Raw genomic sequence first — 20,349 nt, 5'->3', positions numbered from 1 at the left:
TAAACTTATATATGGGACTTGTTATATTATATTTAACCATTGCATTATCATTATCATTTTTATGCTCCATCCTGGAAGCTGTTTTATTATCTACCCCAATGTCGTACATCTCCACCAAAGAGAAAACACACGGGAAAAGCGCTATTTTATTAAAGAAGTTCAAACAAGACATCGACCGGCCTATTGCCGCCATATTATCTCTGAATACCATTGCCCACACCGTCGGTGCGGCCGGTGTCGGTGCCGAAGCGGTAAAGATATTCGGAGAAGCTTACTTCGGTGTAATCTCCGCCATACTGACTATCTTAATTCTCGTTCTCTCAGAGATCATTCCTAAAACGATAGGCGCCTGCTACTGGCGCACACTGGCACTTCCATCAGCCCGTATCATTAATTTCCTTATTATTATCTGTTATCCCCTGGTGTGGTTGTCCGAGCTGATTACCCGTCTGTTTTCTTCCGGCAAACAAGAATTATCCGTAAGCCGCGAAGAGGTTTCGGCTATGATTTCCATCGGGGTAGAAGAAGGTGTTTTCCAGATGAAAGAAAACAAGATGATACAAAACCTCATTAAACTGGATAAAGTAAAATCACAATCCATTATGACTCCCCGTACTGTAGTGGCAACAGCTCCCGAAAGTATGTCTCTGAAAGAGTTCTATCAGGATGGAAAGTATAAGTTTTACTCTCGTATTCCAATTTATAATGATAGCGAAGATTATATCACAGGATATGTGTTGCGGCAGACTGTACTCGAAAAGTTAGCAGAAGACAGATTCGATATGTGTCTGAAGGATGTGGCCCGCCCTATCCTTTCCTTCCCGAAGAATAGTCCTGTTTCCACGGTTTGGGAACAGATGCTTGAAAAGAAAGAGCATATTTCAATCTTGATTGATGAATATGGCTGCTTCTGGGGAATTGTCACAATGGAGGATATTATCGAAACAGCCTTAGGTTTTGAGATTGTGGATGAAAAAGACTCCGTAACGGATATGCAGAAGCTGGCACGGGATAAGTGGCAGAAGAAGCTGGCAGAGGCGAAAATTAATGATTAGTGATTAGGGGGTAGTGATTGGCGCTATGCGGATGGTTATCACTAATCACTACCCCCTAATCACTAATCAAAACATCTTACCGACACGTTCAATACCTGCCACCAAGACATCGATTTCTTTTTTTGTATTATAGATTCCAAAGGAAGCACGCACTGTTCCTTCTATGTCGAGGCGTTGCATCAACGGTTGGGCACAATGGTGTCCTGTACGTACGGCAATACCGAGACGATCGAGCAATGTGCCCATATCGAAGTGATGAATATCACCCACAAGGAAAGAGATGACACTCCCTTTCGCAGCTGCCTCACCAAAGATGCGCATACCAGGGATTGTTTTCAATCGCTGTGTGGCATATTCCGTCAATTCATGCTCATAAGCGGCAATCTGATCCATGCCAATGGCAGAAACATAATCGAGCGCTTTCGCCAGTCCCGTAGTACCGATATAATCAGGAGTACCGGCTTCGAATTTAAATGGCAATTCATTGAAGGTAGTACGTTCAAAAGATACATGCTTTATCATCTCACCGCCGCCCTGATAAGGGGGTAATTTATCCAGCCATTCTTCCTTACCATAAAGCACGCCTACACCGGTAGGACCATACACTTTATGACCGGAGAATACAAGGAAATCAGCATCCAGCTCTTTCACGTCCACTGCCATGTGAGGAATGGATTGTGCCGCATCTACCAGAAAAGGTACATTATGGTTATGGGCAACCTTAATCATTTCCTTGATAGGATTGACCGTACCCAATACATTAGAGACATGTACCACACTGACAATTTTTGTTCTATCGGTAAAAAGTTTCTCGTATTCATCCATCAGAAGTTCACCGCGGTCGTTCATTGGAATAACCTTCAGGTTGATACGCTTCCGTTCAGCCAGCAGTTGCCAAGGCACAATGTTACTATGATGTTCCATTACTGAAACAATCACTTCATCACCCGGACTCAGGAATTCTTCACCGAAACTGGCTGCCAACAAATTGATGCTTTCCGTGGTTCCCCTTGTAAATACGATTTCATTTATAGAGCCGGCATTGATGAACTTCCGCACTGTTTCGCGACTTGCCTCGTGCAATTCCGTTGCCTGTTGCGACAGGAAATGTACACCACGATGCACATTGGCATTGACAGAATAATATTCATCCGTTATTGCATCCACCACACAACGCGGTTTCTGTGTCGTCGCCCCATTATCCAAATAGACTAATGGTTTGCCGTACACTTCACGGGAAAGTATGGGAAAATCGGCTCTTATCTTTTGAATATCATACATGTTGTTTAGGTATTAATATATTCTCACTTACATATCGCACAGCCTTGGCACTTATTCAGTTCGCCACGGAAACGTTTCTCAACCAAGAGATGTAAGCGATCCTTCAAAGCATCCAGACGAATGGTATCAATTACTTCGTTCACGAAGGCAAACATCAGCAACAAGCGGGCTTCACGTGCCGGAATACCGCGCTGGCGCATATAGAAGAGTGCATTTTCATCCAACTGACCAACAGTAGCGCCATGGCTACACTTTACATCATCGGCATAAATTTCCAGTTGTGGCTGCGTATACATACGTGCCTCGCGTGTGGCGCAAAGGTTCCGGCTCGTTTGCTGCGAACTGGTATGTTGCGCATCCGGACGCACTAACACCAGACCAGCAAATGCACCGACAGACTGATCATCGAGCACATACTTAAAGAGTTCATTACTCGTACAGTTAGGCACAGCATGGTCGATGATTGTATTATTATCTACATGCTGATTCTTATCTGCAATGGCCATACCACAAAGGTTGATTTCAGCGCCTTCACCTGCCAACAATACTTCAGTGGTATTGCGAGAAGTACCGTTATGCAAGGTCATGCCATTCAGCAATACATTGCTGTTGGCTTCCTGTTTCACATACATATTGCTGATACGTACGGTACTTGTGTGCGTTTCTTCCAGTTCGTAAAGATCAAAGACAGCATTCTCACCTACGAATACTTCTATCACCTGGGTTGCCAGGAAGTTCACGGCATCCATGGCATGATCACACACCAACATACGTGCCTGTGCGCCATCTTCCAGTACAATCAATACCCGGCGGTTCACCAAGAAGTTCACATCCCCCCGCAGGATGTTTACCAACTGGATAGGACGTTCCAAAGCAACATTCTTAGGTACATATAACAACACACCGTCTTGTGTAAAAGCAGTGTTGAATGCTGTCACTCCGTCTTTTGAAGTATCTGCCAGCTTGCCATAGTATTTCTTTAGCAGTTCCGGATACTTCTCTGCCATCTCCTTCAAACTACCGAAGATAACTCCTTCAGGTAGATGTGAAGCAGGTAATGCTTTATTATAAAAAGCATCATTCACTACAAAGTACAGGGAGGTACTCATATTGGGTACATCGCATTTGAATACTTCATAGGGATTTACCGGAATATCCAGACGGTTCAGGTTCAACCCATAGTCCGGTTCAAAGAACTTGCTGACATCGGTATATTTATATTTCTCCTGTTTACGGGTAGGAAAGCCAAACCGCTCAAAGTCGGCAAACGCAGTGGCACGAGGGGTATTCATCACCTCGGTGCTGTGCTGGCATATCATCGCTTCCGTCTGGGAGAAAAGATCTATGTATTGTTGTTCTGCATTCATAATTTATTCTCCCAACTCCTTCTTAATCCAATCATACCCCTTCTCTTCCAGTTCCAGAGCCAATTCCGGTCCCGCAGTCTTCACGATACGACCTTTATAAAGCACATGTACGACGTCAGGTTTGATATAATCCAGTAAGCGTTGGTAGTGAGTGATGACAATGGTACCGTTCTCCGGTGTTTTCAGCTTATTCACACCTTCGGCTACGATACGCAAAGCATCGATATCCAGTCCGGAATCCGTTTCATCCAGGATGCTCAATTTCGGTTCCAGCATCGCCATCTGGAAGATTTCATTCCGCTTCTTCTCACCACCTGAGAAACCTTCGTTCACTGAACGGTTAGCCAGTTTATTGTCCAGTTCCACAATGGCACGCTTTTCACGCATCAACTTCAGGAACTCACTTGCACTGAGAGCAGGCAGATGATTGTATTTACGTTGCTCATTCACCGCTGCACGCATAAAGTTGACCATACTCACACCCGGAATTTCTACCGGATATTGAAAGCTGAGGAAGATGCCCTCATGGCTACGGTCTTCCGGTGAAAAATCCAAAAGGTTCTTACCACAGAAAGTCACGCTTCCCTTTGTTACTTCAAAGGCAGGATTACCTACCAATACAGCCGAAAGAGTACTCTTTCCAGAACCGTTCGGTCCCATAATAGCATGCACTTCACCTGCTTTTACCGACAGGTTGATGCCTTTCAATATCTCTTTGCCATTTACACTGGCATGCAGGTCTTTTATTTCTAACATGATATTTATTTTTTTATTTTAAACTTATCCTACGCTGCCTTCCAACGAAATAGCCAACAATTTCTGAGCCTCTACCGCAAACTCCATAGGCAGCTTATTAAGCACTTCCTTAGCATAACCGTTCACGATCAGCCCTACAGCATCCTCCGTAGAAATACCACGTTGGTTACAATAGAATATCTGGTCTTCATTGATCTTGCTGGTAGTCGCTTCATGCTCCACAACTGCCGTCTCATTATGGATATCCATATACGGGAAGGTATGCGCACCGCACTTATCACCCAGCAACAGAGAGTCGCACTGGCTATAGTTACGCGCATTATCCGCCTTTTGAGCTACACGCACCAAGCCACGGTAAGAGTTCTCACTATGTCCGGCAGAAATACCTTTGCTGACAATCGTACTGCTGGTATTCTTACCCAGATGAATCATCTTCGTACCCGTATCCGCCTGCTGGTAGTTATTCGTCACCGCCACACTATAGAATTCAGCCGAAGAGTTATCTCCCGTCAAAATACAGGAAGGGTATTTCCACGTAATAGCCGAACCTGTCTCCACCTGTGTCCAAGAGAGTTTACTGTTCGCACCTTTGCAGTTACCACGTTTCGTAACGAAGTTATAGACACCACCTTTGCCTTCGGCATCACCCGGATACCAGTTCTGTACGGTACTGTACTTCACTTCCGCACGCTCATGCACCACAATTTCCACGATAGCAGCATGCAGTTGGTTCTCATCGCGCATCGGAGCCGTACAACCTTCCAGATAGGAAACATACGAATCATCATCCGCCACAATCAGCGTCCGCTCAAACTGGCCTGTATTACGCGCATTGATACGGAAATACGTGGACAACTCCATCGGACAGCGTACCCCTTTCGGGATATATACAAACGAACCGTCGGAGAATACCGCCGAATTCAATGCAGCAAAGAAGTTATCACGGTATCCCACAACGGAACCAAGATACTTCTGCACCAAATCCGGATGCTCACGTACAGCTTCACTGATGGAACAGAAAATGATTCCTTTCTCCATCAACGTTTCCTTGAACGTAGTCTTCACAGATACAGAGTCCATCACAGCATCTACAGCCATGCCACTCAATGCCATCTGTTCTTCCAAGGGAATCCCCAGCTTATTGAAGGTTTTTATCAACTCAGGGTCTACCTCGTCCATACTCTTCGGAGCATCTTTCTTCTTCGCCAACGGATCGGCATAGTAGGAAATAGCCTGATAATCTATCTCAGGAATACGGAGATGTGCCCATGTAGGCATCTCCATCGTCAACCAGTGACGATATGCTTTCAGACGGAACTCCAACAGCCATTCCGGCTCGTTCTTTTTCGCAGAGATCAGCCTTACAACGTCTTCATTCAGCCCACGCTCAATGACTTCCGTATGCACATCGGTGGTGAAGCCGTATTTGTACTTCTCCTGCGTTAGTTCCTTTACATATTTATTGGGTTCTTCGGGTTGCATTATGTATTAAGTATATATTGTTCTGTAACTTCTTTTGCAGCCGGGAAAAACATTCCCGCAAACGACTCTATAGGATAATATAACACGGATTCCTCCTTCATTGTTCTATTGATCATCGTATTATCCGAGTCGATAAACTCGACAACACAGATAAGCAGGCTCACCAGTAGCAGGAATTTCAATGCCCCCAATCCGGCACCCAGCCAGCGGTTCAGCCAACCGAGAGAAATTGCTTCCATCGCCTTCGTCAACAAAGATGCCACCAGTAAAAACAATAACGGCACCACTACCCAGATCACAACAAATGCCAATATCTGTGCAAATGTCATAGAGTCCGTTATCCTAGAAAAGACTCTCTCCGCTACCGACACATACAGCGCTTTCGCAGCCAGCAACCCAACAATCAATCCAAGGATAGATGCCAGTTGTCTGATGAAACCTTTTATAAAACCGATGACTGCTCCCGCGCCAATCACCACCAATAGGATGATATCTATTATTGTCATAACTATATCTGAAAAAGACACGGATTACACGGATAAACACGGTTCTTCTTTTAAACCAATCCGTGAAATCCGTGTAATCCGTGTCTAAAAGATTATTTCGCTTACAGAGTCTGTTTTACTTCTATTTCTTCGTAAGATTCGATAATATCGCCTACCTTGATATCGTTGCAGTTCGTCAGGCTGATACCACACTCAAAGTTGGTACCTACTTCCTTCACGTCATCCTTGAAACGTTTCAACGCATTGATAGAACCGGTAAAGATTACGATACCGTCACGGATCAAACGAGCCTTGTCGCTTCGCTTCACTTTTCCGGTCTTCACTACCGCACCGGCTACAAGACCTACCTTGGTAATATTGAACACTTCGCGTACCTCAATAGTTGCGGTTACCTGCTCCTTCACTTCCGGTGCCAACATACCTTCCATAGCAGCCTTCACCTCTTCGATAGCATCGTAGATCACTGAGTACTTGCGGATATCCACACCTTCGTTCTCTGCCATCTTCGCGGCGGCATTCGACGGACGTACCTGGAAACCGATGATAATGGCATCCGAAGCGGCAGCCAATGATACATCGGACTCGGAGATAGCTCCAACACCTTTATGAATTACATTCACCTGTACCTGTTCGGTAGACAGTTTGATCAGTGAGTCGCTCAACGCCTCAACAGAACCGTCCACGTCACCCTTAACGATAATATTCAGTTCGTGGAAGTCACCCAATGCCAGACGGCGGCCAACTTCGTCCAAAGTAAGCATCTTCTGAGTACGCAGACCCTGCTCACGTTGCAACTGTTCACGCTTGTTAGCAATTTCACGTGCTTCCTGTTCCGTATCGATTACGTGGAATGTATCACCTGCAGCAGGTGCACCGTTCAATCCCAGAATCAATACCGGTTCAGAAGGTCCGGCCTCTTTCAGGCGCTGGTTACGTTCGTTGAACATAGCTTTCACTTTACCATACGCTGTACCTGCCAGTACGATATCGCCTACGCGCAGCGTACCGTTCGATACCAGCATGGTAGCTACATAACCACGTCCCTTGTCCAATGAAGACTCGATGATGGAACCTGTAGCCTTACGGTTCGGATTTGCTTTCAGATCCAGCATTTCTGCTTCCAGCAATACCTTTTCCAACAGTTCGTTCACACCCAGACCTTTCTTGGCTGAGATATCTTGTGACTGATACTTACCGCCCCATTCTTCAACGAGGTAGTTCATAGATGCCAGTTCTTCCTTGATCTTGTCAGCATTGGCAGTCGGTTTATCAATCTTATTAATAGCGAATACGATAGGTACACCGGCAGCCATAGCATGGTTGATAGCTTCCTTCGTTTGCGGCATCACGTTATCATCGGCAGCAACGATAATGATAACTACGTCCGTCACCTTCGCACCACGGGCACGCATAGCGGTAAATGCTTCGTGCCCCGGAGTATCGAGGAACGTAATCTTACGTCCGTCTTCCAGTTTCACGTTGTAAGCACCGATATGCTGCGTGATACCACCGGCTTCACCGGCAATAACGTTCGCCTTACGGATATAGTCGAGCAATGATGTTTTACCGTGGTCTACGTGACCCATGACGGTAACAATCGGCGCACGCGGTTCCAGATCTTCTTCGGCATCTTCTTCCTCTACAATGGCCTGTGCCACTTCCGCACTGACATATTCAGTCTTGTATCCGAATTCTTCCGCCACCAGATTAATGGTTTCAGCATCCAGACGCTGATTGATAGACACCATGATACCGATACTCATACAAGTAGCAATAACCTGAGTTACGGAAACATCCATCATGCTTGCCAATTCGTTGGCAGTCACAAATTCCGTTATCTTCAGTACTTTGCTATCCGCCATTTCGCGGTCTTCCTGTTCCTGCATACGGCTGTTCGCCATATCGCGCTTGTCCTTACGATATTTGGAAGTCTTGCTCTTACCTTTGGAAGTGAGTCGTGCCAAAGTTTCTTTTACCTGCTTAGCTACATCTTCCTCACTAACCTCCTGTTTGATGATCGGTTTCTTGAAGCGATCCTTGTTATTGTTGTTACGGTTGTTGTTCTTGTTGCCACCCTGGTGATTGTTACCACCACCGGCACCTTGCTGACCACCGCCTGCATGAGGACCTTTGCCTCCACCACCACGATTGTCATTTCCACGCTGGAAGTTGGATGCATTGTTAATGTCAACCTTCTCCTTATTATTATTAATACGAAGACGTTTCTTCTTGTTGGCATTGGCATCGGCCTCTTTTTCCTTACCATCCTTCGCTTTATTGTCTTCGCGGCGGATTTCTTTGATAATCGCCTCTTTCATCTGCTTCTTCTGATCCTGACGGATTTTCTCCTTCTCTTCGCGCTCCTTCCGTTTCTCCTCTTTAGTCTTCTTCTTGGGGCGTGTAGACTGGTTCAGCGTAGCCAGGTCAATCTGACCGATGATATTGATTTTGGAAACAAACTCCGGCTTATGGATGGTGAAGATTTCATCTCCCTCCTTTGCTGGTGCTTCTTCTGCAACTGCAGGTCTCACTTCTTCCTTAGCAGCAGGTGCTACGGAAGCAGGCGTTTCCTTTTTTACTTCTTCTTTTGCCACTACCGGAGCAGGAGCTGGTTTCTCTACAACTTCCGGTTTCAGTATTTCTTTCACCACAGGAGCCGGTTCGGATTCAGGATTCGGTTCCGGCTTTGGTTCAGGCCTGGGCTCTGGTTTGGGCTCTGGCTTCGGCTCCGGTTTGATTTCCGGCTTCGGCTCCGGTTTCGGTTCTTCCTTTACCACAGATACGGGTTCTTCTACTTTCTTTTCTTCCACTTTCTCTACTACCGGTTTCCGGTTCAGCTTATCCAAATCAATTTTTCCGACAGGTTTAAACTTCGGACGTGCATCTTCGGGGACAACAGTCTTAATTTCTTCCACTTTCGGTTTATCCGCAGTTTCAGTTTCGTAACCATCTATGGATACCGATGCTTTGTTACGATCTTTATTCTGTCGTTCCTGAATAAAACGTTCCGATTCAAGTCTAAGATTCTTATCTGTACTGAACTCTTTCACGAGCAAGGCGTATTGCTCCTCGTTAATCTTTGTGTTGGGGTTTGCCTCAACGGCAAAGCCTTTCTTCTGCAAGAACTCAACTACTGTCGAAATTCCTACATTCAAATCTCTTGTTACTTTATTTAACCTAATCGTCATACTAAAAAATTAATGAATAATGTGGAGAAAGAAGTTAGTGCAAACAGAAACCAATGTCAGCAGACACTTATTCTGTCTCTGTTTCTGTTTCAGATTCAGGCTCAGCTTCAGCCTCAAACTCAGGCTCGCCTTCGCTTTCCTCAAACTCCGAACTTAAAATGTGCAATACTTCGTCCACTGTTTCTTCTTCCAGGTCGGTCTTCTCAATCAACATCTCACGCGGAGCGTTCAGCACTGCTTTTGCAGTATCGATACCAATCGCTTTGATGGCATCAATCACCCAACCGTCAATTTCATCCCTGAACTCATCCAAGTAGATATCTTCATCTTCAACAGCCTGATCCAACTCACGGAATACGTCAATAGTGTACTCAGTCAACATACTGGCAAGTTTGATGTTCAAACCGCCTTTACCAATAGCCAGCGATACTTCTTCCGGTCTCAGGAAGACTTCCGCCTTACGTTCTTCTTCGTTCAAACGAATAGAAGAAATCTTCGCAGGACTGAGAGCACGCTGAATAAACAACTGAATATTGGACGTGTAATTGATTACGTCAATATTCTCGTTGCGTAACTCACGAACGATACCATGAATACGGCTACCCTTCACACCTACACAGGCACCTACCGGGTCAATACGGTCATCGTATGACTCAACGGCAATCTTGGCGCGTTCACCAGGGATACGGGCAATCTTCTTGATGGTAATCAGTCCATCATTGATTTCGGGCACTTCCATTTCGAACAGACGTTGCAGGAATACCGGCGACGTACGCGAAAGAATGATCTTCGGGTTGTTATTCTTGTTGTCCACACGGGCTACAACGGCACGTGCCGTTTCTCCTTTGCGATAAAAATCGCTCGGAATCTGTTCCGTCTTAGGCAGCAGCAACTCGTTACCTTCATCATCTAGCAGCAGCATTTCTTTCTTCCATATCTGGTATACTTCTGCATTAATGATGTTGCCCACCTTATCAATATATTTATTATAGATACTGTCTTTTTCCAGTTCTAGAATCTTAGAAGCCAACGTCTGGCGAAGGTTCAAGATAGCACGGCGTCCAAAGTTTGCGAAGATTACCTCATCCGTCACTTCCTCGCCTACTTCATAAGAAGCATCAATCTTCTGTGCTTCCGATAATGCAATCTGCAAGTTCGGATTTTCCAAGTCTTCATCCGCCACCACTTCACGGTTACGCCATATTTCGAAGTCCCCCTTGTCCGGGTTCACGATAACGTCGTAATTCTCATCGGTGCCGAACATCTTCGCAATCACACTACGGAACGACTCTTCCAGTACGCTCACCATGGTGGTTCTATCGATATTTTTCAGTTCCTTAAATTCCGAAAATGTATCTATCAAACTGACAGTTTCTACTTTTTTGGCCATAGTCTTATTTAAAACTGATTAAGTATTTAGTATATTTTATTTCATCATACGCAAGGGTTTCGTCCTCTTCCACTAATGTGGGGCGTTTAGCGCCTTCGGGCTTTACCTTCTTTTCCACGGTTACCGTAAAATGCTGTTCATCGGCTGTTTTCAGTACGCCGCACAGCTTACGTCCGTCTTTTCTCAGTACTTCCACTTCCTTTCCGATGTGGTTGATGTACTGTTGCAACACTTTAAATGGCTGTCCGATACCGGCAGAACCTACCTCCAACTCATAATCTTCATCCTCACGGTTCAACTTGGATTCGATGTATCGACTCAGCTCTACACAATCTTCAATCCAAACCCCTTCTTTGTGGTCAATTTCCACCACAATCTTGTCGTCCGGGCTGATAGTTACTTCCACCAGAAAGTACTCTTTTCCCTCCAGCCACTCGTCAACAATTTGACAAACAGTTTTCTTTTCTATCATTGATTAACTATATAAGAACAAAAAAAGGAGCTTAATTGCCCCTCCACCTTTCATCCATTGCGGTTGCAAAGATATAAATAATCTATTCGACTACAAAATATTAGAGAAAAAAAGAATGTTTTAACGGTTAGTTGACGTAACTATTTCATTTCTGACGGGATATGAACATAATTTCCCCTCCTGATTCGCATGAATAATATAAGTTTCAGAGGTTAAGCCGCCGCATCGCCACTTTTATCTCTTTTCGCTACGACGGTTAAGGAAAATTGTAGTAGATACTTATTCTTTCCACCATGGAGAAAGTTGCTTTCCATCACGGGGAAACTTTCTTTCCACCATGGTGGAAAGAAAGAAACTCCACGGTGGAAAGAATAAATGTTCGGATGGAAAAGGCTAACCGTTGGAAGGGAAAAAGTATAGGAATGCCTAAGAACGGAGTTAGCTATTGCATTTAGTTCATTTTTTTCCGTTTTAAGCAAAACGATGATTCGGTGTGATAGACGTCTCCAATACAAACAATAAATACTTATAAATCAAAACATTTGCAGGATTAGTCGCATACTTAAAGGGCCTCAGTATGATACTGAGATATCATCATTATAACACACCTGATAATCAACCGTTTAGAAATAGCAGATTTCACATTAATAAATTAATACAAATAGTAATAAATAACACACTGTAATAAGCGGAACTACTTTATCCCCTATCGCCCTATCACTCTTTATTCGGCGTATCCCACTTCTTTGTATCCGTACAACTGATATTCAACGTCTGGTTACCCGTCTGGATGCGGAAATCACCTTTTTCCAAAATCCATTTACCGTCATAACCTACGAAAGCGAAATCGGAACCTTTTACTTTCAACGTTACGGTCTTACCTTCACCCGGCCTCAGTTCTACTTTCTCAAAAGCACGCAGGCGGCGAACATCGGGAGTCAACGAAGCTATCAGGTCACTGCTGAATAGCAGGACACTTTCTTTGCCAATACGGTTACCTGTATTCTTTACGTCAACCGTAAAAGTAAGTATATCATCGGCTGTAAAGTTGGACTTGTCTACTTTGAGGTTGCTATAAGCATAGGTAGTATAACTCAATCCGTAACCGAAAGCCCACTGTACGGACATCACGGCATCATAATCATAAGCACCCTGCATCTTCTCAAGGTCCTCACACGGCTTATAGTCATAAGTGAATAACGAGTTGATTTCTTTCGGATAGGTATAAGGCATCTTTCCGCTGAAATTAGCATCACCTGCCACGAGGTTTGCCAAAGCGTCACCACCATAGTTACCCGGAAGCATAGCGTTGATAACGGCTTTTGCTAATGGCTCTATTTCGTTGATAATGCGTGGACGGCCTTCATTCAGAACAAGGATAATCGGCTTTCCGGTCGTAGCTAATGCTTTCACCAGATCAAGCTGGTTCTTGGAAAGGAAAAGATTCGACAAGTTACCCGGAGTTTCACAATAGGAGTTCTCACCGATACAGGCAACGATATAATCGGCATTAGCCGCTGCTGCTACAGCCTTATCTATTTCAGGGATATTTTCTTCCCACCAAGCACCACCTTTTTTGTAAGTGACACCCGGTTCGTAGATGATATTGGAAGTACCGAACTTATTAGTAAACGATTCAAGAATAGTATTGTAATCAGTAGCACATTCATCAGCTCTATCACCTTGCCAAGTGTAGGACCAGCCGCCATTGAGCGTACGCATGGAGTTCACATTAGGTCCTGTCAGCAGTATTTTCTTACCGGAAACCAACGGCAAGATACCTTCTGTATTTTTCAGCAATACCACAGACTCTTCGGCAGCCCGCAAAGCAGCAGTTGCATGTTCCTCTCCACCGAACAACGGAAAATCCTGATGCCTGTAAGCAGGCGTATCGAACAAGCCCAAACGATATTTCATACGTAGCACACGGCGCACTGCATCATCAATACGGCTCATAGGAACTTCACCTTCTTCCACCAATTCTTTCAGATAGATACAGAAACTCCATTCATAAGGAACCATAGACATATCGATACCAGCATTAATAGCCACTTTAATTGCTTCTTTCTTGCTTCCGACAATCTTATCGCGGGTATAGAGGTTGTTGATATCCGCCCAGTCAGTCACAATCATACCGTCCCAGTTCAAGTCTTCTTTCAGCCACTGCGTCAACAGCTCATAGTTGGCATGGAAAGGAAGTCCATTATTCATGGCAGAGTTCACCATGACAGACAAAGCCCCCGCCTTGATACCTTCGAGGAACGGAGCAAAATGCTTCTCGCGCATGTCCTGCACAGTAATAGATGAAGGTGTACGATCTTTACCCGATACCGGAACACCATATCCCATATAATGCTTGATACAAGCTGCTACTTGTTGCTTTCCTATATTATTAGGATCACCGCCCTGGAAACCGAGGACAGCTTCGCGTCCCATCTCTGCATTCACATAGCAATCCTCGCCATAATTTTCCCAATGACGGGGCCAGCGGGCATCGCGAGCCAGGTCGAGCACGGGAGCGTATGTCCAGGGGATACTACCGGCTTTAGTTTCGTAAGCGGAAATACGGGCCCCTTCACGAACCAGTTCCCGGTTGAAAGTAGCCGCCATATTGATACCTTGGGGGAAGAAAGTACCGCCCAACGTATAGGTGGTCCCATGTATCTGGTCTACTCCATAAATACAAGGGATACCCATGGTCTTCATGGATTTATCCTGTATCTTCTTAATAATTTCCTCCCATTTCTCTTTGGATTGGGCAATGCCCTGGGGAACATTCAGGATAGAGCCTACTTTATACTTGCCGATAACAGTATCCAGCAATGCATCGTCTATCTGGAACTCTTTAGTCGGATTATCACGTTTAGTAATGACATCAATGGTAAGTTCCGTCATTTGGCCAATCTTCTCTTCGAGGGTCATCTTTTCGAGCAGTGCCTCCACCTTTTTCTCAATATTCTCGTCTCTTGGAATAGCGGGCGCTACCGTAGTTTGTGCCATAGCAGTTGACACCAGCCCGGAGAGGGCTACAAATAAGATCAATTTTCTACTCATGGTTTTGTTTTTTATTTAATAAGATAGTTTTATCTTACTTATTTCTGACCTGCCATGCTTCTACAGTAGTCACGGATATAGTTTATAATCAGGAAACAAGCCGGTTCAAGCACTGTGCCGTGATTAAAACCTTGCAGTTCGTACAAAGCAGACTTCTTGTTCCCGATATTCTTTAGCACCGAAGCAAGCAATGCATTTTCTTCCCAACGATCCGCCATTTCCAGGTTACGGTCACCAGTAATCAGTATTATGGGAGGGGTATCTTTGCGTACACGATTCACAGGGGCATACTCATCAATAACAGGAATACCATTCGGCAATCCCCGTTCTTTGCGAATAGTGAAGTGGGTTACGGTCTGCCCGCTAACAGGAAGATAAGCGGCTACTTTATCGGCATCCGCACCATAAGCTTCCATATACTTTTTATCCATAGCCAGCATTAATGAAAGATAACCTCCTGCCGAATGACCGGAAACAAATATCTTATCTTTACTACCACCGAATTCTTCTATATGGCTGAATGTCCACGCCACAGCCGCGGCAGCATCTTCAATATAAGCAGGATTTTGGGCTTTGGGACTCAAGCGATAATTCACCGCTACTACAGCAAAGCCTCTATTCATCAATTCTTGTGGAATATGCTTACCGCCACCTTCCAGTCCCCCACCATGAAACCATACAATGGTAGGGAAATCTTTCTTGTCCACCGGATAGTAGACATCCAGTTTACAACGTTCTTTTCGATAGGCATCAGTTTCCTCATCGGAAACATAAGAAAGGTCTTTATCCGTTTTATACACTCCTTGTGCATGCAGGGTAAATATACAGAATAATAGCAACAGGAGAGTCACTTTCCTTTTCATGGCATCTTCATTTAAAGTTTTGCAACTGCAATATTAGGCAATTTATCTAAGAAAGTTACTCTTCAGGTACTGAAATATAGCATCTATTCGTTACATTTGTACCTTTCTTAAAACTTCAAACTTTATGGCACATCGTCTGAATACTAACAAACAGTTTATGGTAGGCAACGGCATCCTGGCTTTTGCTGTTATTTTCGTAGTAGTCATCTTCGTTTACATGAGTCTGCGTCTGGATAAAAAGAAAGATGAAGACCGGAATTTCATTGAAACATATACCATTACATTAACGAAAGGATTTGTAGGAGACTCCTTATCACTAATGATTAATGACAGCGTACTGGTGAATAAAAAAATAACAGAAGAGCCATTCAGCATTGACGTGAAACGTTTTGCCGAACAGAGCGCACTGCTTATTGTGGATAATGAAACCGAAAAACTTTCCTTGTTCGAACTAAGCGAAAGAGGGGGAACCTATCGTTTTGAAAAAGAAAATGAGGAAGTAAAACAGTTATCACAGAAATAGATAGACTATACCCACTGTATTACTAAGTCTCACCGACCTCTCATCTGCTCCCCACCTTCTCCCTGTTCTATAGTAAGGAGTAGGTAGGGAGTGGGTAAAACGATCCTATATTTCCGTGCGGTATTCTTTCAGCTCTTTCCGCAATGCCTGGGCTTTTCCTTCCGTCAGTTCGTCGAGAAGTGCCCAGAAACGCTCTCCATGATTCATTTCGCGAGTATGAGACAATTCATGTAAGAGCACATAGTCTATCAGGTGCTTCGGAAGTAAGACCAGATAGAAAGAAAGATTTATGTTACGCCGTGCCGAGCAACTGCCCCAACGCCCACTGCTGGAATTGATTTTTACACTTTGATAAGGCAGGTTATGCTTTTGCGAAAGCATATACAGACGGGGTGGAAGAATAATCTTCGCATTACGCCGCAAGGCTTCTTCAATGACTTTACGCAACCATGCCTGTAATCCTTCATCCGAGAAATCGGCTCCCGGAGGACAAATAATCTGCATCTCGCCCAGTTCGGAACGCGAAAGAAAGCGTTCACGCTGTCCGCTTACAAGACTTAGCTTGAAGAACTCCGTATCTATCCGGAAGTTCAAGTCTATCAAAGGACGGGTATGTTTTTTACGGGCTATCCGCAGACGAGGACGCAACTGTTCTATTGCATCCTTCACCTCTTTCATCGTAGTTCCGGGCGAAACGGTTACATAGACGGCATCTTCCCGCGTACGGAAAGTCAGGCGCCGGGCACGGGTATTCACCTTAATAAGGAAACGCCCAAGTTCATTATCTTCCAATACATTTTCCAAAACAATAAAATCTCCCAATGAATAAACAGACAAATGAACGAAATATCATCCGAATATACAAGTGATCGGGCAACCAAAAACGGACAAGTGTCCGAAAATGAACACATGCTTCAAAAGAAGACATTCTATATATCAACACTTTATAGATTTGGCATGAATATTGACTTATATAACATGACCGGACGTTCACTAAAAAGTTTCTGAAAAAAAGAGAAAAAAACATGCAACCTTTTTTAAGTAACTTACGTCTAATAGGTAAACAGGAATAATATATATGAATAATTATAAAACTAAAGAAGTTATGAGAAAGTTAGCAAGTCTTATCACATGTATCTGTTTAATCATCAGTACAACAGCGTGTTCACAAAGCAAGAACTACAGTTCCGGTAACTGGAGCAATAAGAAAGTAGTAGCCAGCAATACTTACGTAACCAAGGACATCAAGGTAGACAATTTCAAGAAAATCAGCGTAGCCGGCAGTCCGGATGTTACGTTTACCCAAAAATCGGGACATCCTGAAGTGGAGGTCTACACTTCAGACAACATTATAGACTTACTGGATATTAAGGTAAAGGATAACACCTTATATATCGGTTTCAAGAAGAACGTCAATGTATCTTATAAAAAGTTGGATGTACGCGTATCTGCTGAAACGTTGAATGGCATTTCTGTTGCAGGTTCAGGTGATATTTTCCTGAAGAATGGACTTCAAACCGATGATAACCTGACAATCAATGTTGCAGGTTCGGGAGACATCAAGGGTAGTGGCATTAAATGTAATGATATGAAGGTATCTGTAGCCGGTTCAGGTGATATCAATGCAAATAACATCACTTGCAACAATCTGAAAGTTTCTGTAGCCGGATCGGGTGACATGATATTGAAGAATGTAACCGCCACAGGCACGGAAGCAAGCGTTGCCGGATCAGGTTCAGCTACCATTACCGGAACTACTCAAACCGCTTCTTACAGTGTAGCCGGTTCGGGCGACCTCCTTACAGAAGGTTATGAAGCCCAGCGCGTTTCCGCCAGTGTAGCCGGTTCGGGCAGTATCAAATGCTTTGCTACCGAATTTCTGAAAGTACGCACCAGCGGTAGCGGTAAGGTAGGTTACAAAGGAAATCCTGAATTGGATTACCCGAAGAAGAGCTTGTACAAACTTTAAAATTCTCTCTTACAACTACTATAGGAAAAAAGTTTTTTCTAACACACAAAACGCAAGGGTTTCCGTGAGGAAGCCCTTCGTTGTTTTTAAGCCTCTCCTCTTATCCCACCTCTTACGGTACCTCCACTATCGGAGAGAGTAATCCCGTATAAAGGGAGATGAATAGTTCCCAAAGGCACAAAAAAATAGGGGAACCTCCCGGCCTCCCTATTCGTATTGTTAACTTTAATATTAAATGCAGAGTATATCTCCATTTAATGCCTTTATGCCTTAGCGGATGGTTTTCAAGCCTTTCATCTCCGCTTTATCAGCCTCTTTGATGCTAATGGCAACGCCGCCACTGGCGGCTAATTTCTGTTTCAGTACACTCTTAGGTGTCACTACTACCTTACGTATACGATAGCTTTGGGGATTGGTATCCCAATCTGCATCCTTACCATCTTCGTAAATGGTAGCGATATATTGTTTTCCTTCTGGAAGCCAGGAGAAAGGAATCGTTGCCGTACGACTGTTCTCATCAGTAATGCCGCCAACAAACCATTCGTCTTCGCCTTTTGCCTTGCGGGCTACGGTGATGTAATCTCCCGGTTCGGCTTCCAGATACCAGCTATTGTCCCAGTCTACCGCAACATCTTCAATGAAGCGGAAGGCATCCGGGAAACGGGCGTAATTGGAAGGCAGGTCGGCTACCATCTGAATAGGAGAAGGCATGGTCATGTAGAGTGCCATTTGCTTCACCAAAGTGGTATGCACACGTTCGTTGGGTTTCTCACCGTTGTAATAAGACAGTCTTGTCTCGAAAATACCCGGAGTATAGTCCATCGGACCACCTTTCAGGCGGGTAAAAGGCAGGATACAGGTATGATCGGGATCATTGCCGCCCATTGTTTCGAACTCTCCGCCACGAGCAGATTCCTGGGCCAGCCAGTTAGGATAAGTACGGCACAAACCGGTGGGGCGTACTGCCTCGTGGCTATTAACCATTACTTTATAATCAGCAGCACGACGGGCTACATGGATGTAATGGTTGTTCATCCATTGGGAAGAGTGATATTCATTACGGGGGATGATGTAACCTACGTAGCCGGTTTTCACGGCATGATAGCCATTGTCTACCATGAACTGGAAGGCCTCATCCAATTGGCGTTCGTAGTCGGCAGCATTCGCGGCTGTTTCGTGGTGCATCACCATTTGCACGCCTTTTTCTTTGGCATAACGTTGCAGCTCTTTGACGTCGAAGTCGGGATAAGCTTTGTTGAAGAGGAACTGACGGTCTTTCCGGTAGGAAGCCCAATCTTCCCAACCTTCGTTCCAGCCTTCTACTAGTATTCCGTCGATGCCATGGGCGGAGGCGAAGTCGATATATTCCTTCACATGGGCGGTATTGGCGGGGTGATGGCCGTTAGGTTTCAGTTTGGTATAATCTGTGATGCCGGGCTTGGCCTGATAGAAATCACTATACGCCCAGGTCTTTCCTTCGCCTGTGAACATTTCCCACCACACGCCGACGAATTTCATCGGACGAATCCAGGAGGTATCTTCATATTGGCAAGGTTCGTTCAGATTATAAATCAACTGAGAAGCAAGAATGTCGCGGGCATCATCGCTAACAATAACGGTACGCCAGGGAGACAACACGGGTAGTTGCAAATAGCCTTTCTTACCCAATTTATCAGGAGTCAGGTGGGCGCTCAGTTTAAACTGCTTATCATCTACATTCAGCAACATACCGGCATAATCCACTAAAGCGGCTTCATGGATATTCAGGTAGATGCCGTCTTCGCTTTTCATCATTAACGGGGTTTGCACTGTCAGGCCGCCTTCGGCTTTAGATTCATAAGATTTCTTGGCAATTCTTTTCTCCATATCCACTGCTATTTCCGATAGAGGGGCAGTGGTATAGGCAAACTCATTGGTATCATAATCGCCGGGAATGCAAAAGGCTTTGTGATTTCCCGTGAGATTGAATTCGGTTACTTCATCTTTTACGGTGAGGTAGTTCATCTTGCGTTGCAAAGGCAGTTCGTAGCGAAAGCCCAGGCCATCATCGAACAGGCGGAAACGGATATTTAGGATACGTCCTGTTTCCGGTTGTTCCAGGGTGACGGTCATTTCGTTATAATGATTCCGTACCCGGTTGTACTCACCCCAGACGGGATTCCAGTAGTTATCAACAGAAGCACGTTCGAGGTTAGTCTGCTTGAATCCGCGGGTCAGGTCGGCTTCTTCCGTCAAGAGACCTAAACGACCGGAAGTTAAAACGGGTTTGCCTTTATAGTCCAGCCGGTATGTCGGAACACCGTCTGCCTGCTCCATAAACTCCAATGACAGGTTACCGTCAGGAGAAGTGAGTTGCTGGGCCGAGGCGAACGAACCGAGGCAAAGGAAAAAGGCAATAAAAAGAGAATGTTTCATATTCTATTATGGTTTTAGTATGATACTT

General features: G+C 44.7%; 15 protein-coding genes. 3 read left to right on the top strand and 12 right to left on the bottom strand.

Annotated elements, in window-relative coordinates; all coding sequences use genetic code 11:
• Positions 1-11: 11 nt before the first annotated feature.
• Positions 12-1,055: a CNNM domain-containing protein gene (locus BACINT_RS06590; protein ID WP_044154808.1), complete on the top strand. Its 1,044-nt coding sequence runs from the start codon at positions 12-14 to the stop codon at positions 1,053-1,055.
• A 66-nt stretch (positions 1,056-1,121) separates the two neighbouring features.
• Here BACINT_RS06590 and BACINT_RS06585 read toward each other — a convergent pair whose 3' ends face one another.
• The 10 genes from BACINT_RS06585 to BACINT_RS06540 all read right to left on the bottom strand — a co-directional run bounded on the left by BACINT_RS06585 (position 1,122) and on the right by BACINT_RS06540 (position 15,414).
• Positions 1,122-2,336, bottom strand: coding sequence for an aminotransferase class V-fold PLP-dependent enzyme (locus BACINT_RS06585; RefSeq protein WP_007661589.1), 1,215 nt, complete (start codon positions 2,334-2,336; stop codon positions 1,122-1,124).
• A gap of 23 nt (positions 2,337-2,359) precedes the next feature.
• On the bottom strand, positions 2,360-3,703 hold the full coding sequence (gene sufD / locus BACINT_RS06580; RefSeq protein ID WP_007661588.1) for a Fe-S cluster assembly protein SufD: 1,344 nt from the start codon (positions 3,701-3,703) through the stop codon (positions 2,360-2,362).
• Between the two features lie 3 nt (positions 3,704-3,706).
• Positions 3,707-4,459 carry a Fe-S cluster assembly ATPase SufC gene (sufC, locus tag BACINT_RS06575; RefSeq protein WP_007661587.1) on the bottom strand — a complete coding sequence of 251 codons (753 nt, stop codon included), beginning with the start codon at positions 4,457-4,459 and terminating at the stop codon, positions 3,707-3,709.
• Between the two features lie 24 nt (positions 4,460-4,483).
• Positions 4,484-5,941 carry a Fe-S cluster assembly protein SufB gene (gene sufB, locus BACINT_RS06570; RefSeq protein ID WP_007210913.1) on the bottom strand — a complete coding sequence of 486 codons (1,458 nt, stop codon included), beginning with the start codon at positions 5,939-5,941 and terminating at the stop codon, positions 4,484-4,486.
• Complete coding sequence (locus tag BACINT_RS06565) at positions 5,941-6,447, bottom strand: CvpA family protein (RefSeq protein ID WP_007661586.1); 507 nt, start codon at positions 6,445-6,447, stop codon at positions 5,941-5,943. Before BACINT_RS06565 ends, sufB begins: the two co-directional genes overlap by 1 nt.
• A gap of 101 nt (positions 6,448-6,548) precedes the next feature.
• Positions 6,549-9,635, bottom strand: coding sequence for a translation initiation factor IF-2 (infB, locus tag BACINT_RS06560; RefSeq protein WP_007661585.1), 3,087 nt, complete (start codon positions 9,633-9,635; stop codon positions 6,549-6,551).
• A 67-nt stretch (positions 9,636-9,702) separates the two neighbouring features.
• Positions 9,703-11,025, bottom strand: a complete 1,323-nt coding sequence (nusA, locus tag BACINT_RS06555) for a transcription termination factor NusA (RefSeq protein ID WP_007661584.1) — start codon at positions 11,023-11,025, stop codon at positions 9,703-9,705.
• Positions 11,026-11,029: 4 nt separating this feature from the next.
• The gene (gene rimP / locus BACINT_RS06550) at positions 11,030-11,497 is read right to left on the bottom strand and encodes a ribosome assembly cofactor RimP (RefSeq protein WP_007661583.1); all 468 of its coding nucleotides are present in this window, start codon (positions 11,495-11,497) and stop codon (positions 11,030-11,032) included.
• A 717-nt stretch (positions 11,498-12,214) separates the two neighbouring features.
• Complete coding sequence (locus tag BACINT_RS06545) at positions 12,215-14,551, bottom strand: glycoside hydrolase family 3 N-terminal domain-containing protein (RefSeq protein ID WP_007661582.1); 2,337 nt, start codon at positions 14,549-14,551, stop codon at positions 12,215-12,217.
• Between the two features lie 38 nt (positions 14,552-14,589).
• Complete coding sequence (locus tag BACINT_RS06540) at positions 14,590-15,414, bottom strand: alpha/beta hydrolase (RefSeq protein WP_007661581.1); 825 nt, start codon at positions 15,412-15,414, stop codon at positions 14,590-14,592.
• Between the two features lie 124 nt (positions 15,415-15,538).
• Between BACINT_RS06540 and BACINT_RS06535 the strand changes: the two genes are divergently transcribed.
• Entirely contained in the window at positions 15,539-15,937 is a 399-nt protein-coding gene (locus BACINT_RS06535; protein ID WP_007661580.1) for a hypothetical protein, read from the top strand.
• Positions 15,938-16,042: 105 nt separating this feature from the next.
• Here BACINT_RS06535 and BACINT_RS06530 read toward each other — a convergent pair whose 3' ends face one another.
• Complete coding sequence (locus BACINT_RS06530; RefSeq protein WP_044154917.1) at positions 16,043-16,747, bottom strand: YgjP family zinc-dependent metalloprotease; 705 nt, start codon at positions 16,745-16,747, stop codon at positions 16,043-16,045.
• A 295-nt stretch (positions 16,748-17,042) separates the two neighbouring features.
• On the opposite strand from BACINT_RS06530, the gene BACINT_RS06525 reads away from it, so the two are divergent.
• Positions 17,043-17,906, top strand: a complete 864-nt coding sequence (locus BACINT_RS06525) for a head GIN domain-containing protein (protein WP_044154914.1) — start codon at positions 17,043-17,045, stop codon at positions 17,904-17,906.
• Positions 17,907-18,176: 270 nt separating this feature from the next.
• Here the strand turns inward: BACINT_RS06525 and BACINT_RS06520 are convergent, their stop codons facing one another.
• On the bottom strand, positions 18,177-20,321 hold the full coding sequence (locus tag BACINT_RS06520) for a glycoside hydrolase family 97 protein (protein WP_007661576.1): 2,145 nt from the start codon (positions 20,319-20,321) through the stop codon (positions 18,177-18,179).
• Positions 20,322-20,349: the final 28 nt, after the last annotated feature.

It is taken from the genome of Bacteroides intestinalis DSM 17393 (assembly GCF_000172175.1).
Classification (GTDB): Bacteria; Bacteroidota; Bacteroidia; order Bacteroidales; family Bacteroidaceae; genus Bacteroides; species Bacteroides intestinalis.
Note: the sequence above shows the minus strand (reverse complement) of the source record. Positions and strands in the feature narration are given on the sequence as shown.

What these genes read in the sequence shown, in the direction of transcription:
- BACINT_RS06590 (WP_044154808.1), top strand. Translation starts at nt 12, where the DNA reads ATGGGACTTGTTATATTATATTTAACCATTGCATTATCATTATCATTT.
- BACINT_RS06585 (WP_007661589.1), bottom strand. Translation starts at nt 2,336, where the DNA reads ATGTATGATATTCAAAAGATAAGAGCCGATTTTCCCATACTTTCCCGT.
- sufD (WP_007661588.1), bottom strand. Translation starts at nt 3,703, where the DNA reads ATGAATGCAGAACAACAATACATAGATCTTTTCTCCCAGACGGAAGCG.
- sufC (WP_007661587.1), bottom strand. Translation starts at nt 4,459, where the DNA reads ATGTTAGAAATAAAAGACCTGCATGCCAGTGTAAATGGCAAAGAGATA.
- sufB (WP_007210913.1), bottom strand. Translation starts at nt 5,941, where the DNA reads ATGCAACCCGAAGAACCCAATAAATATGTAAAGGAACTAACGCAGGAG.
- BACINT_RS06565 (WP_007661586.1), bottom strand. Translation starts at nt 6,447, where the DNA reads ATGACAATAATAGATATCATCCTATTGGTGGTGATTGGCGCGGGAGCA.
- infB (WP_007661585.1), bottom strand. Translation starts at nt 9,635, where the DNA reads ATGACGATTAGGTTAAATAAAGTAACAAGAGATTTGAATGTAGGAATT.
- nusA (WP_007661584.1), bottom strand. Translation starts at nt 11,025, where the DNA reads ATGGCCAAAAAAGTAGAAACTGTCAGTTTGATAGATACATTTTCGGAA.
- rimP (WP_007661583.1), bottom strand. Translation starts at nt 11,497, where the DNA reads ATGATAGAAAAGAAAACTGTTTGTCAAATTGTTGACGAGTGGCTGGAG.
- BACINT_RS06545 (WP_007661582.1), bottom strand. Translation starts at nt 14,551, where the DNA reads ATGAGTAGAAAATTGATCTTATTTGTAGCCCTCTCCGGGCTGGTGTCA.
- BACINT_RS06540 (WP_007661581.1), bottom strand. Translation starts at nt 15,414, where the DNA reads ATGAAAAGGAAAGTGACTCTCCTGTTGCTATTATTCTGTATATTTACC.
- BACINT_RS06535 (WP_007661580.1), top strand. Translation starts at nt 15,539, where the DNA reads ATGGCACATCGTCTGAATACTAACAAACAGTTTATGGTAGGCAACGGC.
- BACINT_RS06525 (WP_044154914.1), top strand. Translation starts at nt 17,043, where the DNA reads ATGAGAAAGTTAGCAAGTCTTATCACATGTATCTGTTTAATCATCAGT.
- BACINT_RS06520 (WP_007661576.1), bottom strand. Translation starts at nt 20,321, where the DNA reads ATGAAACATTCTCTTTTTATTGCCTTTTTCCTTTGCCTCGGTTCGTTC.